General features: G+C 63.8%; 15 protein-coding genes. 12 read left to right on the top strand and 3 right to left on the bottom strand.

The window, feature by feature from the left end; genetic code table 11:
* Positions 1–17 precede the first annotated feature (17 nt).
* The 10 genes from lepB (at position 18) to ISG32_RS03295 (ending at position 9,290) form a co-directional block, all read left to right on the top strand.
* On the top strand, positions 18–986 hold the full coding sequence (lepB, locus tag ISG32_RS03250; protein WP_194769552.1) for a signal peptidase I: 969 nt from the start codon (positions 18–20) through the stop codon (positions 984–986).
* Between the two features lie 48 nt (positions 987–1,034).
* The gene (locus ISG32_RS03255; RefSeq protein ID WP_194769553.1) at positions 1,035–1,400 is read left to right on the top strand and encodes a DUF4845 domain-containing protein; all 366 of its coding nucleotides are present in this window, start codon (positions 1,035–1,037) and stop codon (positions 1,398–1,400) included.
* Complete coding sequence (gene rnc, locus ISG32_RS03260) at positions 1,400–2,086, top strand: ribonuclease III (RefSeq protein WP_194769554.1); 687 nt, start codon at positions 1,400–1,402, stop codon at positions 2,084–2,086. The genes ISG32_RS03255 and rnc overlap by 1 nt, the downstream gene beginning before the upstream one ends.
* Complete coding sequence (gene era / locus ISG32_RS03265; RefSeq protein ID WP_194769555.1) at positions 2,083–3,126, top strand: GTPase Era; 1,044 nt, start codon at positions 2,083–2,085, stop codon at positions 3,124–3,126. Before rnc ends, era begins: the two co-directional genes overlap by 4 nt.
* Positions 3,127–3,165: 39 nt before the next feature.
* Entirely contained in the window at positions 3,166–3,936 is a 771-nt protein-coding gene (gene recO / locus ISG32_RS03270) for a DNA repair protein RecO (protein WP_194769556.1), read from the top strand.
* A complete protein-coding gene (locus ISG32_RS03275) occupies positions 3,933–4,703 on the top strand; it encodes a pyridoxine 5'-phosphate synthase (RefSeq protein WP_194769557.1) in 771 nt (256 codons plus the stop codon). Before recO ends, ISG32_RS03275 begins: the two co-directional genes overlap by 4 nt.
* Complete coding sequence (gene acpS, locus ISG32_RS03280; RefSeq protein WP_194769558.1) at positions 4,700–5,104, top strand: holo-ACP synthase; 405 nt, start codon at positions 4,700–4,702, stop codon at positions 5,102–5,104. Before ISG32_RS03275 ends, acpS begins: the two co-directional genes overlap by 4 nt.
* Before the next feature lie 36 nt (positions 5,105–5,140).
* Positions 5,141–6,253 carry a beta-N-acetylhexosaminidase gene (nagZ, locus tag ISG32_RS03285; protein ID WP_194769559.1) on the top strand — a complete coding sequence of 371 codons (1,113 nt, stop codon included), beginning with the start codon at positions 5,141–5,143 and terminating at the stop codon, positions 6,251–6,253.
* A 163-nt stretch (positions 6,254–6,416) separates the two neighbouring features.
* Positions 6,417–8,189, top strand: a complete 1,773-nt coding sequence (locus tag ISG32_RS03290; RefSeq protein WP_194769560.1) for an ABC transporter ATP-binding protein/permease — start codon at positions 6,417–6,419, stop codon at positions 8,187–8,189.
* A 48-nt stretch (positions 8,190–8,237) separates the two neighbouring features.
* The gene (locus tag ISG32_RS03295) at positions 8,238–9,290 is read left to right on the top strand and encodes a 6-phosphofructokinase (protein ID WP_194769561.1); all 1,053 of its coding nucleotides are present in this window, start codon (positions 8,238–8,240) and stop codon (positions 9,288–9,290) included.
* Between the two features lie 30 nt (positions 9,291–9,320).
* Here ISG32_RS03295 and ISG32_RS03300 read toward each other — a convergent pair whose 3' ends face one another.
* From ISG32_RS03300 to lysS, 3 genes are all read right to left on the bottom strand, one after another.
* Positions 9,321–9,983 carry a mechanosensitive ion channel family protein gene (locus ISG32_RS03300; protein WP_194769562.1) on the bottom strand — a complete coding sequence of 221 codons (663 nt, stop codon included), beginning with the start codon at positions 9,981–9,983 and terminating at the stop codon, positions 9,321–9,323.
* Between the two features lie 484 nt (positions 9,984–10,467).
* Positions 10,468–11,505 carry a diguanylate cyclase domain-containing protein gene (locus ISG32_RS03305; protein ID WP_194769563.1) on the bottom strand — a complete coding sequence of 346 codons (1,038 nt, stop codon included), beginning with the start codon at positions 11,503–11,505 and terminating at the stop codon, positions 10,468–10,470.
* Between the two features lie 110 nt (positions 11,506–11,615).
* Positions 11,616–13,154, bottom strand: coding sequence for a lysine--tRNA ligase (lysS, locus tag ISG32_RS03310; RefSeq protein ID WP_194769564.1), 1,539 nt, complete (start codon positions 13,152–13,154; stop codon positions 11,616–11,618).
* A 154-nt stretch (positions 13,155–13,308) separates the two neighbouring features.
* Here lysS and ISG32_RS03315 point away from each other — a divergent pair, with 154 nt between their 5' ends.
* On the top strand, positions 13,309–14,676 hold the full coding sequence (locus tag ISG32_RS03315; protein ID WP_194769565.1) for a UDP-glucose dehydrogenase family protein: 1,368 nt from the start codon (positions 13,309–13,311) through the stop codon (positions 14,674–14,676).
* A gap of 5 nt (positions 14,677–14,681) precedes the next feature.
* Entirely contained in the window at positions 14,682–15,938 is a 1,257-nt protein-coding gene (locus ISG32_RS03320) for a hypothetical protein (protein WP_194769566.1), read from the top strand.
* The last annotated feature ends 11 nt before the right edge of the window (positions 15,939–15,949 follow it).

Here is a 15,949-nt window from a genome sequence, read left to right on the forward strand (position 1 = left end):
GAAGAAGGCATCAGCCCATGCAAGTTTTGACATCTTTGATCCTCGCGGCCTTCGTGGGCTACATCGGCGCCTGGTACGTGGGCGCGATCGAGGGCAATTTCGCGCTGCTGCTGCTGCTCGCCACCGTGGTGACGGGCGTCTACTGGCTGGCCGAGCGCTTTTACTTCCTGCCACGTCGCAAGAAGGCCGCCGAACTGTTCGCGGCCTCCACGTCGCAGCGCCGCGAAGAACTCGAGCGCATGGGCATCCGCCCCGATGGCGCGGAAGACCTGCAGGCCGCGCAGCAGAAGCTGATCATGCAGCCTTGGTGGCTGGACTGGACCGCCGGTCTGTTCCCCGTCATCCTCGTGGTGTTCCTGCTGCGCTCGTTCCTCTTCGAGCCGTTCAAGATTCCGTCGGGCTCGATGTACCCGACTCTCTGGGTCGGCGACCTGATTCTCGTGAACAAGTTCACCTACGGCCTGCGCCTGCCGGTGGCCAACACCCGCGTCACCGAGGGCAGCAAGCCCAAGCCCGGCGACGTGATCGTGTTCCGCTACCCGCCACAGCCGAGCGTCGACTACATCAAGCGCATCGTCGGCACTCCCGGTGACACGGTGGCCTATCTGAACAAGCGCCTGACCATCAACGGCAAGCCGGTGCCCACGACGACGCAGCCTGACTTCTTTGAAGAAGATGCCATGCGCTACTTCAGCCAGTTCCAGGAAAAGATCGGCGAGAAGACGCACAACGTGCTGAATAACAAGGATGTGCCGGCCTTCGTGCAGGGCGCGAGCAACTTCGCGCACCGCGACCAGTGCAACTACAGTGTCGAGGGCGTGACCTGCAAGGTGCCCGAGGGCCAGTATTTCGTGATGGGCGACAACCGCGACAATTCGCTGGACTCGCGCTACTGGGGTTTTGTGCCTGAAGCCAACATCGTTGGCCGGGCCTTCTTCATCTGGATGAATTTCGGCAACTTCAAGCGCATCGGCTCATTCAACTGATTTTCTGGATCAAGCTTTCACATTTCAATTCAAGAGGGAAACACAGATATGGCAATGCATCGCATCTCCGCTCCACGCTCGCGCCAGCGCGGCCTGTCGTTTGTCAGTCTGGTGTTCATTCTTGTGGTGTTCGTGTCCATTGGCTATGTGGCGACGAAGTCGTTCCCGATGCTGATGGAGTGGCAGGCGGTCAACAAGGCGGTTAACAAGGCTGCGGCGGAAACCACCGTTGCCGGTGTGCGCGCCGCGTTTGACCGCGCTGCGGCGATTGACGATATCCGTTCCATTTCCGGCAAGGATCTGGAGGTGACCAAGCAGAATGAAAAGGTCCTCGTCACGTACGAGTACACCCAGGAAATTCCGTTGTACGGGCCGGCGTTTCTGCTCTACCGGTTCCAAGGTTCTTCAAAGTAGTGTTATCAACTGAACTTCAAGCCCTGCAGGATCGCCTGCAGCATTCCTTCAAGACCCCCGCGCTGCTGCAGCGCGCGGTCACCCATCGCAGTTTTTCCGCGGATCACAACGAGCGTCTCGAGTTTCTCGGCGATTCGGTGCTGAGTCTGGCGGTCTCCACCATGCTGTACCAGCGTCTTCGGGATCTTCCCGAAGGGGATCTTTCGCGCATGCGTGCGAATCTGGTCAAGCAGGATTCCCTTCACCGCATCGCCATGCGACTGAAGCTCTCGGACGTGTTGCGTCTGGGAGAGGGGGAGTCCAAATCCGGCGGCAAACTGCGCCCCTCGATTCTGGCTGACGCTGTCGAAGCGTTGATCGGTGCCGTCTACCTCGACGCCGACTTCGAGACTGCGCAGGCGCTGGTGCATCGCTTCTTCGAAGGCGTCGACTTGAGCCCCGAAAAGCAGGCCGCTGCCAAGGATTCCAAGACCGCCTTGCAGGAGTGGCTGCAGGGTCGCAAAATGCATCTGCCTCAGTACCGCGTAGTGGGAACGGCGGGGGCTGCACACAATCAGACTTTCGATGTCGAAGGTCAGATTGTGGAGCTCGGTCTGATCGAACACGGAAAGGGCGGATCACGCCGCGCGGCCGAACAGGCTGCGGCGGGTGCTCTGCTTGCCAAACTGAAAGCAAAACACGCATGACAAATGCATCGAAACCTCCGGCGCCCAAGGGCTCGGAATCTCCCGCCGACGCGCTGAACCCCGATCTGGACGCCATGCTGGCGGGCGCCAAGCCGGGCGCTGTCTCCGCCATTCCCGCAGTTGCCGCCGCACCTGTGGACACCACGGGTCAGCGCTGTGGCCTGATCGCCATCGTCGGCAAGCCCAACGTGGGCAAGTCCACGCTGATGAACGCGCTGGTCGGCCAGAAGGTGTCGATCACGTCGCGCAAGGCGCAGACCACGCGTCACCGCATCACCGGCATCCGCACCAAGGACAACACGCAGTTCGTGTTCGTCGACACGCCGGGTTTTCAGACCCGCCACAGCACCGCGCTCAACAAGTCGCTCAACAAGACCGTGATGGGTGCCATCGGCGACGTGGACCTGATTCTGTTCGTGGTTGAGGCCGGGAGCTTCACGCTGGCCGACGCCAAGGTGCTGAGCCTGTTCAAGCCCGGCATTCCCACGCTGCTCGTCGCCAACAAGCTCGACACCGTGCACCGCCGCGCCGAAATCGCGCCCTGGCTGCGCGACATGCAGGAACGTCACCCGTTCGCGGAATTCGTGCCCATGTCGGCCAAGAACAAGGGCGACATCGAGCGCCTGTTCGGCATCGTCGGCAAGTACCTGCCCGAGCAGCCCTGGTGGTATGCCGAGGACGAGCTTACCGATCGCAGCGAGAAGTTTCTTGCCTCCGAGACCGTGCGCGAGAAGCTGTTCCGCTTCACCGGCGACGAGCTGCCCTATACCTCGACCGTCGTCATCGACAAGTTCGAGGAAGAAAAGAGCAAGCAGCACAAGCGCTTCATGAAGATCGCCGTGACCATCGTGGTCGAACGCGACGGTCACAAGGCCATGGTGATCGGCGAGGGCGGCGAGCGCTTGAAGCGCATCAGCACCGAAGCGCGCCAGGAGCTGGAAAAGCTCATGGACGCCAAGGTCTTCCTCGAAGTCTGGGTGAAGGTGCGTTCCGGCTGGGCCGACGACGAGGCGCGCGTGCGCTCGTTCGGCTACGAGTAAAGCCAGGGCTCGGGTTCACGCAATCATTCCGAAGGGGTCATGGCGACCAAGCGCATCAGTGATGAACCGGCGTTCATCCTTCATCAGTACGACTGGAGCGAATCCAGCCTGATTCTGGAGACCTTCACGCGCCACTATGGGCGCGTGGCGCTGGTGGCCAAGGGCGCGAAGAAGCCGACCTCCAACTTCCGCCCCGTGCTCCTGCCGCTGCAACCGCTTCGGGTGAGCTACGGCATCGCGGGCGAGGGCCATGGCGACATCCATGCGCTCAAATCCGCCGAGTGGGTCGGCGGCCACATCATGCCTTCGGGCGATGCGCTGCTCTCGGGCCTTTATCTCAACGAACTGCTGATGCGGCTGCTGGCGCGCGAGGACACGCATGCGCCGCTGTTCGACATCTATGCGGGCGTGGTGCGCGTGCTGGCCAGCGAGCATGGCGACGCGCTGGAGCCCGTGCTGCGCAGTTTCGAGCTGGTGCTGCTGCGCGAGATTGGTCTGTTGCCCGATCTGCATGTGGAGACCGCCACGCTCGCTCCGCTGGAGCCGGATGCCCGCTATGCGTTGGTCGCAGAGGGCGGACTGCGGCGGGCCGCATCGGGCGAACGCTTTGCACTGTCCGGCGCGCACTGGTGCGCACTGCACGATGCACTCGCCGACAACACCACGAGCTTCACCACCACACTGCGCGTGATGATCGGTACGGGACTCGCCGGCGAACTCAAATCCCAATTGCGCGCGCTTCTGCAATACCATTGCGGCAGCCAGTTGCTGCGCACTCGCCAGCTCATGATGGATCTGCAATCGCTATGACGACATCACATTCTTCCCGCACCGCTCTGTCGGTCAACGTCAACAAGGTCGCGCTGGTGCGCAACACGCGGCATCTGGGCATCCCCAGCGTGACGCGAGCGTCACAGCTGTGTCTCGAAGCGGGCGCGCAGGGCATTACGATCCACCCGCGTCCCGACGAGCGGCACATCCGCGCGAGCGATGTTTACGAACTGGCAGAGCTCATGAAGCAATGGCCGGAAGCGGAGTTCAACATCGAGGGCAACCCCACGCAGAACCTGATGGCGTTCATCCGCCAGACGCGCCCGCATCAGGCGACTTTCGTGCCGGACAGCGAGGATCAGTTCACCAGCGACCATGGCTGGACCTTTCCGCAGGATGCCGAGCGCCTGAAGCCGCTGATCGCCGAATGCCGCACGCTTGGCGTGCGCGTGAGTCTGTTCATGGACCCGGTGCCCGAACAGATGGCCGCTGCCAAGGCGGTGGGAGCCGACCGTGTCGAGCTTTATACGGAGCCCTATGCCGCCGCTTGGGCTACATCGGACAAGGAACAGCAGCTGCAGACCTACGCCGCAGCCGCTCAAGCCGCGCTCGATGCGGGTCTCGGCATCAACGCCGGACACGACCTGAACCGCGACAACCTGCCCGAGTTCGTCGCGCGCGTTCCGGGACTGCTGGAGGTCTCCATCGGCCACGCGCTGATCGCCGATGCGCTCGAACTCGGATATGCCGAAACGGTGCGCGCCTATCAGCGCAGCATTGACGCCGGCATGGCGGCCAGAAAATGATCTACGGAATCGGCACCGACATCTGCGACGTGCGCCGCATCCGTGCCAGCCTCGAGCGCAATGGCGACCGCTTCGCCGAAAAGGTGCTGTCGCAGGCCGAGCTGGCCACCTGGCGTGCGCGCTCCGAACGCTGGCCCGAGCGCGGCATCCGCTATCTCGCCACGCGTTTTTCCGCCAAGGAAGCTTTCAGCAAGGCCATCGGCCTCGGCATGCGCATGCCGATGACGTGGCGCAACTGCGAAATCTCCAAGCTTCCGAGCGGCCAGCCGGTGATCGTGCTGCACGGCGAACTCAAGACCTGGTTTGAAGCCAAGGGCCTCACCGCTCACATCACGGTGACCGACGAAACCGACTATGCGGCGAGCTTCTGCGTCGTAGAGCATCTGCCGCCATCTACCTGACCTGAATCGCACACCTTCTTTCTTGAGAAACACGCCATGAGCCGAAGCCAGACCACCCCCGCCATCCACGCGCCACTGATCATCGACGTCGCGGGCAAGCAGCTCACCGATGTGGATCGCCAGCGTCTCGCGCATCCGCTGGTCGGCGGCATGATTCTCTTCACCCGCAACTGGGACAGCCGTGACCAACTGCTGCAACTGTGCGCCGACATCAAGGCAGTGCGGCCCGATCTGCTGATCTCGGTGGACCACGAAGGAGGCCGCGTGCAGCGCTTCAGGACCGACGGCTTCACGCACATCCCCCCGATGCGGGCGTTCGGCGAGATGTGGATGGACGACGGCAAGGGCAGCAAGCACCGCGAAGGCTCGGGCGCCATGCGCGCGATGAACGCCGCCACGGCGGCGGGCTACGTGCTGGGCAGCGAGCTGCGATCCTGCGGCGTGGATTTCAGCTTCACGCCGGTGCTCGACCTCGACTGGGGCGAGAGCGGCGTGATCGGCGACCGCAGCTTTCATCGCGATCCGCGCGTGGTGGCGGCGCTGGCGCGCAGCCTCATGTACGGCCTGCTGCAATCGGGCATGGCCAACTGCGGCAAGCACTTTCCCGGACATGGTTTCGTCAAGGCCGATTCGCACGTGGACATCCCCGTCGATGCCCGCACGCTCAAAGCGATTCTGGCGGACGATGCGGCGCCGTATCCATGGCTCTCCAGCGTGCTCACGGCAGTGATGCCCGCGCACGTCATCTACTCCAAGGTGGATGCGCGACCGGCCGGCTTCTCCACCAAATGGTTGCAGGACATCCTGCGCGGCCAGTTGCGCTATGACGGCGCGATCTTCAGCGACGATCTGAGCATGGAGGCCGCGCGGCGCATCAACGGCCGCGTGCTGAGCTATGCGGAGGCCGCGTGCGCCGCACTCAACGCCGGTTGCGACATGGTGCTGCTGTGCAACCAGAGCGTCGGTGACGGCAAGCTGGTGGATGAATTCCTGAACGACATGGACCAGGCGCTTGCGTCGGGTCTGTGGAAGTCCGACGAAAACAGCGAGGCGCGCCGCGTCGCGCTGCTGCCCGAGACGCTGCCCCAGCCATGGGATGAACTCATGATCCAGCCCGCCTACATGCACGCGCTGGATCTGCTTCCCTGAGTCGCGGGCACCTGAGGCGATCCGTCGGTGACCTGACGGATCGGGACCCGCCGCGCCAGTGCGGCACTGTGCAGAAAGCGCGCAAAGGCAAGGCGGCTTAAGCTTGGTCTCAGACTGCCGCGCCATGATGCGCGGACAGGAATCCACACCACACAAGGTCGCCATGAGTCTGCAACAGAAGCTGCGCAATGCCGCACACGTCACGCGCCAGGCCATCGGGCTGGCGCGCCCCTATTTCGTGTCGGAGGAAAAGGGCAGGGCATGGGGGCTGCTCATCGCCATCATCGCGTTGAACCTCGGCACGGTCTACATGCTGGTGCTGCTCAATGAGTGGAATCGGGTGTTCTACGATGCGCTGGAGAACAAGCAGGCCGACGTGTTCTGGCAGCAGCTCTGGAAGTTCTGCTGGCTGGCTGCGATCTACATCGTGATTGCAGTCTACAAGTTCTATCTCACCCAGTTGCTGCAGCTCAGCTGGCGGCGCTGGCTTACCCGGCGCATGCTCTCGCGCTGGCTGGACGCCAAGGCCTTCTACCGACTGGAACTCGCGCGCTTCGGCGATGGCAACGGACCGGACAATCCTGACCAGCGCATTCAGGAAGATCTGAGCCTGTTCACCACGTTCACCGTGTCGCTGTCGATGGGGCTGCTCAACGCGCTGGTCACCTTCGTGAGCTTCGTGGGCATTCTCTGGGGCTTGAGCGGCGTGATGGATGTGACCGCGCCACAGGCGCTGGGCGGCGGCACCTGGCAGGTGTCGGGCTTCATGGTGTGGATGGCGGTGCTGTATTGCCTGGTGGGCACGCTCATCACCTTATGGGTGGGGGCGCCGCAGGTGCTGCTCAACAACCGTCAGCAGCAGTTCGAGGCCAATTTTCGCCATTACATGATCCGCGTGCGCGAGCATGCCGAGGCGATTGCGCTGGACGGCGGCGAGCGCGTGGAAGGCGAGCGTCTGAACCTGCGCTTCGGTGACGTGCTGGGCAACTATCTGGCACTCATCCGCAAGCAAAAGAGCCTCATCTGGTTCACCACCTTCTTTGGACAGGCGGCGGTGGTATTCCCGTTCATCATCGCCGCGCCTCGCTTTTTCAGTGGCGCGATCCAGCTGGGGCAGCTCATGCAGATCTCGTCGGCGTTCGGTCAGGTGTCCGACTCGCTGAGCTGGATCGTGAACAACTACCAGGACATCGCCGCATGGCGCGCGACCACGCAACGCCTCGCGGGGTTTGATGAAAGTCTGAAGCAGCAGAGCGAGCATGCCCGTGACGGTGCCGAGCTGACGAAGGGCGACCATGTCGAGACCGCTTCGCTTGAGGTCGCCTTGCCGCAGGGCGAGGTGATTCTCGCGAATGCGGCGTTGCGCGCGCTGCCAGGGGAGCATGTGCTGATCAGCGGGCCATCGGGCAGCGGAAAGTCCACGTTGATGCGGGTGTTTGCGGGCATCTGGCCGTTCGCACAGGGCCATGTGGAGCGGCCGCAGGATGCGATGTTCATTCCCCAGCGCCCCTATTTTCCTGAAGGTACGCTGCGCGACGCGCTGGCTTATCCGGAACCCGCGTCGCGGTACTCGGATGCGCAATTCTCGGCAGCGCTGGATAACGCCAGGTTGCCCAAGCTGCAGTCACGCCTTGCCGAGAGCAACGTGTGGAACGCGGTGCTCTCCGGTGGCGAGCAGCAGCGGCTCGCGATTGCGCGTGTGCTGCTCAAGCGCCCCGCGTGGGTGTTCGCGGATGAGGCCACGAGCGCCATGGACAATCCAACCGAGGCGAACGTCTATCGGCAATTGGTGCAGTTGGTCGATGAAAAGCAGGGTGGACTCGTGTCGATCGCGCATCGCGACAGCGTGCATGCCTTTCACAACCGGCGCTGGACGCTGGAGCCCGAGCGTCAGCGGATCGAGGCGACCTCCCTTGCCGGCAGCGCATCGCCGTGAGTCATGGGATGATGCACGCAGATTGAATTTTTCGAGGAGAACATCGCGATGCGCGTTGGAGTGTTGACGGGTGGTGGAGATTGTCCGGGGCTCAATGCGGTGATCCGCGCTGTGACCAAGTCGCTGATCGGTCAGGGGCAGTGCGAGGTCATGGGCATCGAAGATGGATTTCAGGGCCTGATGGAAGCATCGCCGCGCGTGCGCGAGCTCACGTGGGATCAGGTCTCGGGCATCCTGCATCGCGGTGGCACGATCTTGGGCACCAGCAACAGCGCCAATCCGTTGCGCGACGACGCAACCAAGGCGCTGGTGTCGCGCAATGCGAAGGCGCTGGGGCTCGACGTGCTGGTGGTGATCGGCGGCGACGGCACCATGTCGCTTGCGCACGGGCTCGCGGACGTGGGACTGCATTGCGTGGGCGTGCCCAAGACCATCGACAACGACATCGCGCACTGCGAGCGCAGCTTTGGTTTTGATACGGCGGTGGCTACGGTGACCGATGCGCTGCACCGCATCGAGAGCACCGCCAACAGCCACCACCGCGTGATGATCGTCGAGACCATGGGCCGACACGCGGGTTGGATCGCGCTCGAAGCGGGCCTTGCGGGCGGGGCCGACATCATTGTGCTGCCCGAGATCGACTACGACATCGCGGCCATCGCCCTGCGTTGCCGCGAACGCGAGCTGCGCCAGCGCTACACCATCATCTGCATCGGAGAGGGGGCCAAGGAAAGCGGCGCCAGCCTCACCGTGCGCGAGCGCGTGGAGGGCAGCCCGGACCCCGTGCGCCTTGGCGGCGTAGCCCATGTGCTGCGGGAGCGCCTGCAGCCGCATCTGAAGAGCGAGGTGCGCGCTACGGTGCTTGGACATCTGCAGCGCGGCGGCGATCCGACACCGTTCGACCGCGTGCTGGCCACGCGCTTCGGACATCGTGCCGCGCAGCTCGTGCTCGCGCGCGAATGGGGCCGCATGGTCACTTTGCAGCATGGCGAGATCGGCAGCGTCGCGCTGGGGGATGTGGCCAACGCGCAGCGCACGGTGCCGCTGGATCACGAGCTGATCACGACGGCACTCGACATCGGAATCTCGCTGGGCCGCTGAGGTCGGCGCCAGGTCGCAAACGAAGGGTGGTCAGGGAAAGCTGGCCGCCTTGGGGGCGGGTGTCGGCTCGTTGCTGGCATGGGCCGCCGTCGGTGCTGCGGGCGGCTGGTGCAGCTTGTTCTGCGGCAGCGGCTTGCCCTCGGGCCAGCGGCGCACCACGCGCTGGAAGATCAGCGCATTGGGAATCTGCAGCAGCGTGCCGGGCTCGGGTGCGGTGGAATCTTCCAGCGTGGTGTAGAGCAGGTTGATGTCGACCACCTTGCCTACCGCGCCGAGCTTCTCGGCAGTGTCCAGCACCTCGATGTGGTCGCCCACGCGGAACGGACCGACCACGAAGATCAGAAACGCGCAGAACAGATTCGACAGCACGCTCCACGCGGCAAAGAACGCGACAGCGCCGACGGTGGCGAAGCCGGTGAAGGCAGTCCAGAGAACGGATGCGGACACGCCCAGCCGCTCCAGCACGAGCAGCAGCGCGCTCAGGATGATGAGCCAGCGCACGACGACCGTGACCGGCGTGGTCAGTTCATGCGGAAACTGGTAGTGCTCGCCCGCGCGGGACATGATGCGCTTGAACATGCTGTGCAGCAGCACGGCGACGGCGATGATCAGCACGATCTGGAAGCCGGGGACGATCAGGTCCAACGAGTCCTGTGTCCAATCCGGCAAGTAAGTTCTCCAACGGAAGGCCATGTCTTTTCTAATGTTCGAATACCAAATGAATTAAGGACCTTAACATTTTTGGTCATTGTGCTTGTTGGTACGAAGCCTGACGGCTTCGATGGGCGCTTCCTTTGGAGACGCCGATATGGCCCCTCATGCGTCGTTGCGAAGGCTTGCCGTACCGAAGTACTGTCTGTGCCTTCGCGTCTAGCCTGAGGGGCCATCTCGGCGTTAGGGTGGGAGAGTGGGCCGTGGCTGGTGTGACGAAGGCCCGCTGTTTGAAGCCCGGATTCAAACCATTGGTTTTTGAAGCGCAGCGGGCGTTCGAACCTTCGACACCAATGCCGAGATGGGCTCTCAGGCGCGACGCAAAGCCGCAGACAGTATGTTCATACGGCAAGGCTTTGCAACAAAGCCTGAGGGCCCATCTCGGCACCCCAAAACGAAGACTGCCCAACAACGCACGGCCCCATAGTTCGTCATGCAGTACAAGGCGCAATGAAAAACCAGAAAATCAACGCTTGCGTTGCTCGATCGTATCCATCTGCATTTCGAAGCTGAAGAAGCGGTCGCGTCCTTGGGCTTTGGCGGCGTAGAGGGCTTCGTCGGCGCGCATCACCATGGTGATCGCGCTCGTGCTGTCATCCGGCACGCATGTGGTGATGCCGCCGGACAGGGTGAGCACCGGACCGATGGGCGAGTCGGGGTGGGCAATGTCGCGGGTCTTGAGCAGGCCGCCGAGAGCGCGGGCGAATGTCATGGCGCCGGCGCGGGGGGTGTTGGGCAGGATCAGCGCGAATTCTTCGCCGCCGTAGCGCGCTGCCACGTCGCGTGGGCGCATGCAGACTTCGCGCAGCACGCGGGCGACATCGCGCAGCGCGGCGTCGCCTTGCACGTGGCCGGCGGTGTCGTTGAAGCGTTTGAAGTGGTCCAGGTCGCACAGCATCAGCGTGAGCGGTGCGTGGTCGCGGCGGGCGGCCATGATTTCGGTGTGCAGGATGCGGTCGAATCCGCGCCGGTTGACCAGACCCGTGAGCGGGTCCATCTCCACCATTTCGTTGAGGCGCTGGTTCGCCACATGCAGCTCGTCGGTCAGGGTGACCAGACGGCGTCGCATTTCGTGCAGGCGGCGCATGGCGCGCAGCTTCGCGGCCAGAACGATGGGTTTGACGGGCTTGACCAGATAGTCGTCGCCACCGGCCTCGATGCCGCGCCAGACGTCGAGGTCGCCGTCAAGGCCCGAGAGAAAGATGATCGGTGTCCAGCCGCCGGGTTCAAGCTCGCGCATGCGCTGGGCAACCCAGTAGCCGTCATGCACGCCGTGCAGGCGGATGTCCAGCAGCACCATGTCCGGGCGACGCATCTCGAAGAGCCGCAGCGCGGGCTCGGCGTCGGACGCTTCGAGTACCTCGGAGACGCCCGCGCGGCGCAGCTCGCTTCCCAGTTGTGCCCGAACGGACGCGAGATCATCCACCAACAGCACCGAGAACGGGCGGTCGGAAGAGGATGACTGGGCTGTGCTCAAACTGGATTCGTTGAGTAGCGGGCTCATGGGTTCTCAAGGATTCGCGTTGGCACGCCGCCGATGGCCGGATGGACAATCGGCGAGGTGAATGTTTGCGAACGTCGGAGAACCAGTGTAACCCGCCCCGCCCAAAATTGTTACTGTTCGCGACGAAGGGCAGGGAACAGAATGATGTCGCGGATGCTGGGGCTGTCGGTCAGCAGCATCATCAGGCGGTCGATGCCAATGCCGCAGCCGCCTGTGGGAGGCATGCCGTACTCGAGCGCACGCACGAAATCGTGGTCGAAATACATCGCTTCGTCGTCGCCGCTGTCCTTGGCGTCCACCTGCGCGTTGAAGCGCGCGGCCTGATCTTCGGCGTCGTTGAGCTCCGAGAAACCGTTGCCGAACTCGCGGCCGGTGATGTAGAGCTCAAAGCGCTCGGTCACTTCGGGGCGGTCATCGTTGGCGCGGGCCAGCGGCGAGATTTCGGTCGGGTGCTCCATGATGAAGGTCGGCTGCCAGAGCTTTTCTTCGACCACCTCCTCGAAATACAGCACCTGCAGACCGGCGAGTGTGCGCGTGGACAGTTTGTCCTTTTCCTCGTTCATGCCCAGCTTCTTGAGGGCATTGATCAGCCAGTCGCGGTTGCCCACGTTGTCGCCCGCGTCGGTGAACTTGACGATGGATTCGGGAATCGTCAGGCGCTCGAACGGCTTGGAGAGATCGACTTCCTTGCCACCGTATTCGAACACCAGCGAGCCGCGCGCGTTCTTGGCGGCGTCGCGCACGATGGCTTCGGTGTAGTCCATGATGTCCTGGTAGTTCCAGTACGCCGCATAGAACTCCATCATCGTGAATTCGGGGTTGTGGCGGACCGAGATGCCTTCATTGCGGAAGTTGCGGTTGATCTCGAACACGCGTTCGAAGCCGCCGACGATCAGGCGCTTGAGGTACAGCTCGGGCGCAATGCGCAGGTACATTTCCTGGTCCAGCGCGTTGTGGTGCGTGACGAAGGGCTTGGCGTTCGCGCCGCCGGGGATCGGATGCAGCATCGGCGTCTCGACTTCGAGGAACCCGTTCTGCACCATGAAGTTGCGCAGGCCCGACACCGCATTGCTGCGCGCGATGAAGCGCTTGCGCGCGTCCTCGTCGGTCATCAGGTCGACGTAGCGCTGGCGGTACTTCACTTCCTGATCCGCCACGCCGTGGAACTTGTCGGGCATGGGGCGCAGGCTCTTGGTGAGCATGCGGATCTTCGTGACCTTCACGGACAGCTCGCCCGCCTTGGTCTTCATGAGCGTGCCTTCGGCGCCGATGATGTCGCCCAGATCCCACTTCTTGAAGTCGGCATAGAGCTCCTCGCCGATCGCGTCGCGCGTCACGTACAGCTGGATGCGGCCGGTGGCGTCCTGCACGGTGGCGAAACTGGCCTTGCCCATCACGCGCTTGAGCATCATGCGGCCGCCCACGCTGACGGTGAGGTTCTGCGCTTCGAGCGCTTCGGTCTCGGTCGCGCCGTAGGTGGCGGCCAGAGCGCCTGCGCGGTTGGCGGGCTTGAAGTCGTTGGGGAATGCCACGCCTTTGCCTGCCGCCTGCGCTTCACGCAGCACCTTGAGTTTTTCGCGGCGCTCTGCGACGAGCTTGTTCTCGTCAACGGTGACTGCTGGAGTGTTCGTAGGCTGATCGGATGACATAAAGAATTCGGTGGTTGCCCGGAAGGGTGACAATAGCGGCGGTCAAAGCTCCGTTGCCGGGGCCGCGCGCGCTGGAAAACCCTCAATTTTAAGTCCATGCGCGCAAATCGGGCTCACAAGGGCTTTCGACTGCCATTGTTGCGAGCGGAAATTTATGAAAATCACCATTGTGGGCGCGGGTTACGTGGGTCTCGTGTCGGCCGCGTGCTTTGCTGAATTGGGCAATCAGGTGCTCTGCGTGGAGCGGGATGCGGGCCGGGTGGAGCGCCTGAAAAAGGCCGAGGTGCCGATCTTCGAGCCGGGGCTCTCGGAGCTGATCGCCAAGAACCTGACCGCAGGTCGCCTCGTCTTCACCACCGAAATGAAGGCTGGAGTCCGCCATGCGGACGTTCTTTTCATTGCCGTTGGCACGCCGCCCAAGGGGGATTCGAGCGCCGATACCAGCCAGGTGCTGGCGGTGGCCGAGCAGATCGGCGAGCATCTCTCGCGATTTCTCGTGGTGGTGGACAAGTCCACAGTGCCGGTGGGCACGGCCGACAAGGTGCGGGGCGCGATCCAGCGCGCGCTGAAGAAGCGTGCCGATCCCGCGAAGAAGCTGCCGGATTTCGCCGTGGTCTCCAACCCCGAGTTCCTCAAGGAAGGGGCGGCGGTCGAGGATTTCATGCGCCCGGACCGCGTGGTGATCGGCGTGAGCGACGACGCTGCGGGCCGCAAGGCCGAGACGCTGCTGCGTCAGGCCTATGCGCCGTTCAACCGCAACCGCGAGCGGCTGATCGTCATGGACGTGAAGAGCGCCGAGCTCACCAAGTACGCGGCCAATGCGCTGCTGGCCACCAAGATCAGCTTCATGAACGACATGGCGAACCTGGCCGACGCGCTGGGGGCCGACATCGAGCAAGTGCGCAAGGGCATCGGTTCGGATCGCCGCATCGGCTACGACTTCATCTACGCGGGGCTGGGTTACGGTGGATCGTGCTTTCCCAAGGATGTGGCGGCCATCTGCCACACGGCGCGCGAGGCGGGCGAGCGCATGCGCGTGGTCGAGGCGGTGCGGGCCGTCAACGACGGGCAGAAGGAGCGCTTTGTTGACCGCGTGATCGCGCATTTCGGGGGCTCGCTCAAAGGGCTGACGATCGCGGTCTGGGGCCTGACTTTCAAACCCGCGACCGACGACGTGCGCGAGGCGCCGAGCCGCCACATCGTGCGCAGGCTGATCGCCGCAGGTGCCAAGGTGCGCGCTCATGACCCACAGGTGCAGTCGCTTGAGCAGCTCATGCCAGGCGACAACGTGGCGCGTCTGAAGGCGTTCATCGAATTTGCCGCAGACCCCATGGAGGCCGCGAAGGGCGCGGACGCGCTGCTGATCGCGACCGAGTGGAAGGTCTACCGCAGCCCGGATTTCCCCGCGCTGCGCAAGCTGCTCAAGAAGCCGGTGATCTTTGATGGTCGCAACCTGTTCGAGCCGGCCGACATGAAGCGCCTCGGCTTTCAATACCAGGGCGTGGGCCGCCGCACGGCCTGAACGTCATGTCGAGCGCACAAGCCGACTCCGCGAAACACGCCGCCGGCCCGCACTGGGCACGCAGCGTGGGCGCAGCCGCGCTCTGGACGCTTGCGCAGCATGGTGCTTTTTTCGCGTGCGCCTGGTGGGTGTCGTGGTGGGCCGGGGCCGAGCGCTTTGGCGCGTTCGGTCAGGGCCTGGCGCTGTCGGCCATGTTGTCGGCGGCGATCACCTTCCGGCTGGAATACGCGGGCCAGCTTGAGCGTCGGCAGCGCCGCGCAGCATCGCTGTTCTCATTGGCGCAGCGCAGCGCTTGGCTGATCTGCGCGCTGTTGCTGGCGGCGCTGGCGGTGGTTCATCATCAATGGGTCCGCGTGCCGCTCTGGCTTTGGGCGAGCACGCTCGCGCTTGCGCCGCAGGCCGCCACGCTGGTCCTCGCATCCCGATGCGCACGCGGCGGCGACGTGGTGCGCGCCGCAGCCCTGCGCAGCGGCCCTGCGATCATCATGGTGTTGATCCTGCTGCCGGCCTGGGCGGTGGGCTGGCAGGAGGGCATCGAGTGGTCGATTCCGCTCTCGGCATGGATGGGCTGGATGGTGGCGCGGCTTTTGAGTTTGGCGAACAATCCGGGTGGCGATGACCGCCGCAGAGTCGATGCCAGACGCGTCGCGGCCTTTCATCTGCCGTTTGTGCGTGCCGAGCTGCCGGGTTTTCTGCTCAACGTGAGCGCCAATCATGGACAGGTGCTGCTGATCGGCGCGATGGGCGGCGATGCGGCGGCCGGAACCGCGGCGCTGGCGCTGCGCATCGCCATGCTGCCGACCAGCCTGTTCGGGTTGGCGCTCGCGGATCGACTGCGTTCGCGGGTGGTGGCGCAGGGCATCGGCTCGGGATTGACGGCTTTGCTGCGTCAGGCGGTCCAGCGGATGATGGCGCTGTCGCTGGGCGCGCATGTGATCGCTGCGCTGCTGGTGCCGCTGCTGCTGCCGCTGGTGTTTCCGCAGCAGGGCGAGGTGCTGGTGAGCATGGTGATGTGGCTGCTGCCGTTGGGCATGGTCCGTCTGGTGGCGAGCCCGCTGGCCTTCATGCTGCCGTGGCGCGGCTGGCTGGGGCTGAGTCTGCTTGGCCAGTGCCTGCTGTTCGCCTGCGCGCTGCTGTCGGTTGTGTTGGTTTTTCCCATCAGCGGATTGAATGGTGTGGCCGTTGCCTACGCCATCAGCGCCGTTGGTGTGTATTTGGGCTACATCGCCACGGCCTGGGCCGCTGCGCGGACAGATACTTGAGGTTTGTTGAA

It is taken from the genome of Diaphorobacter caeni, assembly GCF_015354245.1.
Classification (GTDB): Bacteria; Pseudomonadota; Gammaproteobacteria; order Burkholderiales; family Burkholderiaceae_C; genus Diaphorobacter_A; species Diaphorobacter_A caeni.